Annotated in this window: 5 protein-coding genes; all 5 read right to left on the minus strand. The window is 63.7% G+C overall.

What is annotated here, in order from left to right:
• Window positions 1-4 precede the first annotated feature (4 nt).
• Complete coding sequence (locus tag AB5Y92_RS03900; protein WP_368225630.1) at window positions 5-1105, minus strand: dihydrolipoamide acetyltransferase family protein; 1101 nt, start codon at window positions 1103-1105, stop codon at window positions 5-7.
• Window positions 1102-2088, minus strand: coding sequence for an alpha-ketoacid dehydrogenase subunit beta (locus tag AB5Y92_RS03905; protein ID WP_368225632.1), 987 nt, complete (start codon window positions 2086-2088; stop codon window positions 1102-1104). Before AB5Y92_RS03905 ends, AB5Y92_RS03900 begins: the two co-directional genes overlap by 4 nt.
• On the minus strand, window positions 2081-3169 hold the full coding sequence (pdhA, locus tag AB5Y92_RS03910) for a pyruvate dehydrogenase (acetyl-transferring) E1 component subunit alpha (RefSeq protein ID WP_194496735.1): 1089 nt from the start codon (window positions 3167-3169) through the stop codon (window positions 2081-2083). The genes AB5Y92_RS03905 and pdhA overlap by 8 nt, the downstream gene beginning before the upstream one ends.
• Before the next feature lie 268 nt (window positions 3170-3437).
• Window positions 3438-4307, minus strand: a complete 870-nt coding sequence (locus AB5Y92_RS03915; RefSeq protein ID WP_368225634.1) for a hypothetical protein — start codon at window positions 4305-4307, stop codon at window positions 3438-3440.
• On the minus strand, window positions 4304-7580 hold a 3277-nt coding region (locus tag AB5Y92_RS03920; RefSeq protein ID WP_368225636.1), incomplete at its 5' end, for an amino acid adenylation domain-containing protein. The genes AB5Y92_RS03920 and AB5Y92_RS03915, both read right to left, overlap by 4 nt.

Below are 7580 nucleotides of genomic sequence, written 5' to 3' on the forward strand. Positions count from 1 at the left end.
ACCGCTATAAGGTGGCAGCTTCCAACGCTTCCACCAGCGCTCTGAGAAAACGAGCCGCCTCCCCGCCAGTACAGGCTCTGTGGTCAAATGTCATCGACAGCGGCAATGCCCTGACGGGACGCGCTTCACCATGGATGAACACCACTTTCTCGAACAACTTGCCCGCCCCTATGATGGCCACCTGCGGCGGCGTCACGATAGGGCTGGCATAACGGCCTGCGATGGCGCCGAAGTTGGTGAGCGTAATAGTCGCCCCCTGCAACATCTCGCGCGGCACAGCACGCGCCTTCACATCGGCGATCATCCGATCCAGCCCCTGCCGGATATCTGCCCCCTCCCGCTCGGCCACGTTCTCCATCACCGGCACATAGAGGCCATGCTTTGAATCCACCGCGATGGCCACATTGACCTCTTTAAACAGGCGCCGTGACAGGGTTTCGCCATCGAACCAGGCGTTCATCGAGGGCTCGGCGCGGCACGCCACGCCAATGGCCTTGATAAGGCGCACCGTCACATCCTCATCAGGCCGCCAGTGACGCAAATCCACCTCGTCGGTGATGCTGACCGGCACCACAGTCTGATGAGAGAGCTCCATCGCCTTGGCCATGGCCCGCCGCGACCCTTTGAGGAATTCGTTGCCACTGCTCTGCTGGGCCTCGAATGCCTGCTGCACATCCAGCTCGGCCACCATGCCGCCGCTGCCACTCCCCTTGATCCGCTCGATATCCAGACCCAGTTTTTGTGCCAGCAGGCGCACGGCAGGCATGGCTTGCACCAGCGATCCCCCCGGGGCAATGGCCCCCACCACAAAGTGATCCTCGATATGCTGCTGATGGGCGCTGACTTTGCCCACCACGGTACCATCATCTTCGCCCCCCTCGAACTCCACCAGCGGCGCACCGATATGGAGTATATCTCCCTCGGCGCCGCAGAGACGGGCGATCACCCCGGCCACCGGAGAGGGCACATCCACCAGCGCTTTGGCCGTTTCCACCGACAAGAGCACCTGATCGACCGCGACGGTATCACCGGCACTCACCTTCCATTCGACGATCTCGGCTTCGGCCAACCCTTCACCCAGATCCGGTAATTTGAAAAATTTCATAGCCACTGGTTCTCCATCAGCTGGTGAGCCACATCGGCGATATCCTGCTCGGTGATGAGGTAATACGCTTCGTTGCGATAGTAGGGGACGGCGGTATCCACCCCGGTCAACCGTTTGGGTGGCGCCTTGAGGCTGGGAAGTGCCTGCTCGGTCACCCGCGCCACGATTTCGGCTCCGACCCCGAAGCTGCCACACGCCTCGTGTACCACCAGCAAGCGACCGGTCTTGCGCACCGAGGTGAGGATGGTCTCCATATCCAGCGGCTTGATGGTGGCCAGATCCAGCACCTCGCACTGGATATCCTGCTCGGCCAGCAGATTCGCCGCCCGCATCACCTCCTGAATGCAGGCCCCCCAGGCCACTACCGTGATATCCCGGCCCGGGCGCAGAGTGAAGCAGACATCCAGCGGCAGGCCGACACCGTCATCCACCACCTCGGATTTCATCGAGCGATAGATGCGGTCCGGTTCGAAAAACATCACGGGATCCGGATCGCGGATGGCCGAGAGCAGCAGGCCATAGGCGCGTCTCGGGCTGGAGGGGATAACCACCCGCAGCCCCGGAATATGGGCAAACAGCGCCTCGACACTCTCGCTGTGATGTTCAGGCGAGTGAATGCCAGCACCATACGGGGAGCGATAGACAAGGGGACAGGAGAGGCGGCCACGGGTACGGTTTCGCATCCGCGCCGCCTGACAGATGATCTGCTCCATCCCGGGGAAGATGAAACCCTGAAACTGGAACTCAGCCACCGGCTTGAGCCCCTGGGTCGCCATGCCAACCGCCACCCCGGCGATCAGCCCCTCGGCCAGCGGCGTGTCGATCACCCGCTTGAAACCGAACTTGTCGCGAAGGCCCACGGTGGCGCGAAACACCCCGCCGTTGACCCCCACATCCTCGCCCAGTACCACCACATCCGAGTCGTGCTCCATCTCGTAGTGAAGGGCCATGTTGACCGCTTCCAGCAAACTGATCTCACTCATGGCCAACCTCCTGCTTCATCCCCTTGGCAATCACTCGCTCGCGCTGGGGCACGAGTTCGGCGGGCAGGCTGGCGTAGTGATAATCGAGCATCGCCTCCGGCGGCTGGGGCGCCATCGCCTCATAACGGGCGACCGCCTGTTCGACCTCTCGGGTAGCTTCCGCCAGCAGGCTCTGCTCCTGCTCTTCATCCCACCACCCCTGGCTGTGCATAAACTGGCGCAGCCGCTTGACCGGCTCTTTCGCCCAGGCGGCCTCGACCTCGGCCCCATCGCGATAGCGAGTGGCATCGTCGGCCGTGGTGTGATCGCCGAGGCGATAACTAACCGCCTCGATCAGAGTCGGCCCCTTGCCGCTGCGGGCCCGTTCGACGGCACTGCGCGCGGCATCGTAGACCGCCACCACATCGTTGCCATCCACCTGCAGGCTGCGCACCCCTGCACCAATCCCCTTTTGGGCCAGCGTAGGAGCGCTCGATTGCAGCTTGCGCGGCACCGAGATGGCCCACTGGTTGTTGTTGACAATGATGACCATCGGCAGGTGCCAGACACCGGCGCAGTTGAGCCCCTCCAGAAAATCCCCCTTGGAGGTGCCGCCATCGCCGATAGTGACTACAGCGACACGCGGTTGATTACGCAGTTTGAAGGCAGAGGCAATACCGCAAGCGTGGGTGATCTGGGTGGCGATGGGAACGCAGATAGGGAGATCTTCAGAGGGAGTCCCATCGGGTTTGAGAAAATAACTGCCCCGCTCGTCACCGCCCCAATATTGCAGGTTCTTCTCCATCGGCACGCCCCGCACATAGAGGGTGGGCATGTCCCGATAGTAGGGGACGTAGACATCCTGCGGCTGCATGGCGAGACCGATGCCAATCCCCACGGCTTCTGCGCCGAGATGGGAGGGAAAAGTACCGAGTTTGCCGGTTCGTTGCAGCGCAATCGCTTTTTTGTCATAGCTGCGCACCATCACCATATTGCGGTAGAAGGTGTGCAGTATCGCCTTGTCCAGCCAGGTCGGTAAGGTGGCGACCGGGCACCCTTCCGCATCGAGGTAACGAAGGAAAGGGATGTCGACATGGGTCATAACTGGCTCCTTGCCGTTGTGAGCGTCACCGATGCTGGTGACACCTAGATGTAAATACCTTGTTAAATAAAAAGCAAAGAGATTTACTCAGGTAAGACCAGTAGAAACTTCTTTAAAGTAGCGAAGGAGCTGAATTTTCGGCGATGAGTGGCAAGGTATGCCGTAAATGGTGCAACTTTGCAGCGCTGAAGACAGGATGCCAAATATTGAAAAGGGGAGCCTTGCTCCCCCTTCTGTTACTCAAGTCAGCGGTTACGCCAACCAACAGTTACGCCAGCCACTGTTGCAGCTGGCGGGCCATGCCAACTGGCAGCAGGTGAGCGCGGTTCAGCAAGTGGCTGCGCCAGGGCTCGGCCAGCAAGGTGGGGCAAATTCGCATCTCCCGTCCCCGGTCAGCCACCCGCACCAACCGATCGATGAGGGTCTCCAGCGGCGGATACGCCGGCCAGTGGGGATAGAGATCGGCGGTCGTTATACCGGCCAGATCGCACACCCGCTCCTCTTCCCCATCTCTCTTCCCATCAACCATTGGCCAGGGGTGAAGCACCTGCAACCAACCCGGCCGTGCGGCCTCCAGCAACTGGCCCAGCGTCGGCTGCGCAAAATGGGGATCCCCTGCGGCTTTGAGCAGATGGCGCGCCCCCGCCAGCACCACCACGCCGCGGGCGGGAAGTGCAAGAAGATGGTCGGCCAGCGCCTGATCCCGCCCCCTGTTGTGCTGCTGCCACCGCTCCGGGCTCATCTCCTGCCACTCGAATAAGGGCTCGCAGAGATGCACCCGCAGCCGCATATGTTCAGGGCGCGCCAGATTGCTCTGGCGCAGAGCGGTGAAGAGAGCAGGAAACTCGGGAGCCATCCAGGCGGGAAAGGCACAGGAGTCGAGCCAGACCGGATAGAGTCGTGCCAGCGTCAGCGGCTCCCCTTGCCAGCTCTCCTCCCCCGTCAGCCAGGCATCGAGCAAGCCCTGATGGCGGCGGTTGCCGCACTCCAGCACCAGATCGGTCATGATTCCCCAGAGCGCAGGATCGCAGAGCCAGGCGTGTTGGCACCGTATAAAATCCGGGTGCCAGTGCGGCTCCCCCAGCCCTACCAGCTTGCCCGCCAGTAAGGCTTCCCGGATGGCGGCAACCGGGGTCATGCGTCCCCCTCCTGCCGGATGTCCGGTTGTTGCTCAACCACATCGACCCGCTCACAAATAAGGGTGCCGACCTTCGCCAGCCAGTCGGGATGCACCATCTCCTGATGCAGGCAGGGGAAGCGCTCATAGCGGATTTCCCCTTTTGTCAGCGGCTCCCAACCACGTCCATCCAGCCAGAGCTGGCGGGAGGCTGATGCCTCGATAAAGATCACCTCCCCGTGGTAGCAGTAGTCGACCGGCTGGCGGATCAGCCGGTTGTTGTGGCCAACCAGCTCAATCATGGCGCTCACCACCTGCTCGTCGAGCATGGCCAGCGCACTCCCCTCTGCACCCAGTCGGGCCACCACGTCGCCCCGAGTAAGGGAGTCGAGCGCATCGTCCGCAACCGCAATGCCTCCCATCCGCAGCAACGCATCGAGCATCCGCTGCTCGTCGGGCAACGGCTGGGTCTGCCACTGCTGACAGGGGTAGGCATCGAGCAGCAGCACCATGGCCACCTCCTGTCCCTGCTCTTGCAGCATGGCGGCCATCCGGTGCACCAGCATGCCCCCGAGCGACCAGCCGAGCAACCAGTAGGGCCCCTCGCTCTGCTGACGACGCAGCTCAGTCACATAGTCGAGGGCCAGCTCGTCAAAGCTGGCGGGCAGCGGCGCATCCGGTTGGCAGATCGCCCGCGCCTGCAGGGCATAGACCGCCATGTCGGTCGGCAGATGGGGCACCAGCGGCGCATAACACCAGCCGAGCCCCCCTGCGGGATGGACACAAAAGAGGGTGGGGCACGATGTGCCAGACTGCGCACCGGACGCTCGCAGGGGCAACAGCATGGGCATCGCCTCCCGCTCGCCGCCAAGACTGCGCGCCAGCTGGGCGGGGCTCGGCGCTTCGAACAGACTGGCCAAGGTGAGATCCTGTCCGATTGATTCCTCAATGCGCACCACCAGCTGCGCCGCCAGCAGGGAGTGGCCGCCGAGGGCAAAGAAGTTATCGCCGGCGCCGACTCGCGCCAGCCCCAGCACCTCGGCGAAAAGGCGGCAGAGCCGCTCCTCCAGCAGGGTTTTCGGCAACGCCTGACCCACCGCCGACGCCATATCGGGCAGCGGCAGCCCCTTGCGATCCAGCTTGCCATTGGGGGTAAGCGGCAGCTCTGCCAGGTTTACCAGGAGCCCCGGCACCATGTAGTCGGGCAAGGCAGCGCCAAGGGCAGGTGTCAGCTCGGCCAGCGTCAGCTCTCTGCTATCTGCAGCCACCACATAGGCCACCAGACGGCGATCGCCGGGGGCAAATTCGGGGACCAGCACCACCGCCTGCGCCACCCGGGGATGGCGCAGCAGCACCTGCTCGATCTCCTCCAGTTCGATGCGCTGGCCGCGGATCTTCACCTGAAAATCGAGGCGCCCCAGATACTCGATGGCGCCATCCTCGCGCCAGGCGGCCAGATCGCCGCTGCGATAGAGCCGTCCCGCTCCGAAGGGGTTGGCAATAAAGCGCTCGGCGGTGAGCTCGGGCTGGCCAAAGTAGCCCTCCGCCACCTGCACGCCGCCGATCCAGAGCTCGCCTGCCACCCCGAGGGGCACCGGCTGCAACCAGGGGTCGAGAATGTGGATGCTGGTATTCCAGACCGGATAGCCGATGGGCACGCTTGTCACCGCCTCGTCTGCCCGGCAGGGATACCAGGTGACGTCCACCGCCGCCTCGGTCGGGCCATAGAGGTTGTGCAGAGGGGCGGAGAATGTCCCATACCAGCGCTGCACCAGATCCGCGGACAGCGCCTCACCGGAGCAGAAGACCTGCCGCAGGGCACAGCAACGGGCTGGCTCGGCTTGTGCGACGAAGATCTGCAGCATGGAGGGGACAAAGTGCAAGGTGGTGATCCCGGCCTGCTCAATCAGCTCGGCAAGGTAGGCGGGATCCTTGTGGCCGCCCGGTTTGGCGAGCACCAGCCGCGCCCCGGTCATAAAGGGCCAGAAAAATTCCCAGATGGAGACATCGAAACCGGCCGGGGTCTTTTGCAGCACCCGATCCGCCGGTCCGATGGGATACATGTGCTGCATCCAGAGCAGCCGGTTGACGATGGCGCCATGGCTCACCACCACCCCTTTGGGGCGACCGGTCGAGCCGGAGGTGTAGATGATGTAGGCCGCATCTTCCGGTTTGGGGGCTGGCAGATCACAAGGTGCTACCGCCGCCAGCTGCTCTGCCACACCGGGGGCATCGAGGCAGACAAGTGGCGCGGCCACGTCGAGCGGCATCTGCAAGGTGCGACTGGTCAGCACCAGCGCAGGATCGCTGCTGGCGAGAATGTAGCCGATCCGCTCCGCCGGATAGTCCGGATCAACGGGCACGTAGACCGCTCCCACCGCCATGATGGCCTGCTGGGCGAGAATAAGCTCGGGAGAGCGCGGGATCACTACCGCCACCCGACAACCGGGGCCCACGCCCCTTCCCGCCAGATAGCTGGCCAACTGGCGGGTTCGCTGGCGCAGCTCGGCCACACTCCAGTGCTCGGCGCCACACTCCAGCGCGATGGCGCTCTGATCTGCCGCCGCTAGCCCCTCGGCCAGCAGTGCACTCAGGGTGGTAGTCGGCAACGGATGGTAGGTTTGGTTCCAGCGCGCCAGCTCAGCCTGCTCGCAAGGCAGCAACAGCGGCAAGCGCACCGCCAGGGCTTCGTCATCCGCCTCACTCCAGGCCGCCAGATAGGCGACCAGCCGGGCCAGATGACGCTCGCTCTCCTGTTGGCTGAAGCGCCCCTGATGTGCTTCGAGGGTCAGGGTCATAGCGCCCGCCTCCTCGGCAAAGTAGAAAGCGCACTCCTCCACCGGCCCCGCCGCCAGCACCTGCACCTCGCCACGAACCTGGTTGTGCCCTTCACCAAAGCTGAGGGTACGGGCAAAGGGCATCAGATTGACCTGAGGACCAAACAGCGGCTGGCCCGGCTGACGCTGTTGTAACCACTCCTGACGGCAGCCCTGATGACGACGCAGAGCGGCAAATTGCCGCTCGACCTGTGCCAGCAACTCCCCTACCCGGCTGGTGCCGCTCAGCTCGATGCGCAGGGGCACCACATTGACCTTCATGCAGGGGGTATCGGCCGCCTCTGAGCCCAGCCGCCCCATCAGCGGAATACCCAGCACCACCTCGCCAGCGCCGCTCATCCGCTGCACATAGCTGGCCACCGCCGCCAGCAGCAGACTGTAGGGGTGACAGGCCGAACGACTCGCCCGTGCCACCAATGCCTGCCACTGGCGGCCAGCCAGCCGCTGCTCAAGACGA

The sequence above is a fragment of the Aeromonas sp. R1-1 genome (assembly GCF_040908495.1).
Classification (GTDB): Bacteria; Pseudomonadota; Gammaproteobacteria; order Enterobacterales; family Aeromonadaceae; genus Aeromonas; species Aeromonas veronii.

Excerpts from the sequence above, each read along its gene's own strand:
- AB5Y92_RS03900 (WP_368225630.1), bottom strand. The coding sequence starts at position 1,105 with ATGAAATTTTTCAAATTACCGGATCTGGGTGAAGGGTTGGCCGAAGCC.
- AB5Y92_RS03905 (WP_368225632.1), bottom strand. The coding sequence starts at position 2,088 with ATGAGTGAGATCAGTTTGCTGGAAGCGGTCAACATGGCCCTTCACTAC.
- pdhA (WP_194496735.1), bottom strand. The coding sequence starts at position 3,169 with ATGACCCATGTCGACATCCCTTTCCTTCGTTACCTCGATGCGGAAGGG.
- AB5Y92_RS03915 (WP_368225634.1), bottom strand. The coding sequence starts at position 4,307 with ATGACCCCGGTTGCCGCCATCCGGGAAGCCTTACTGGCGGGCAAGCTG.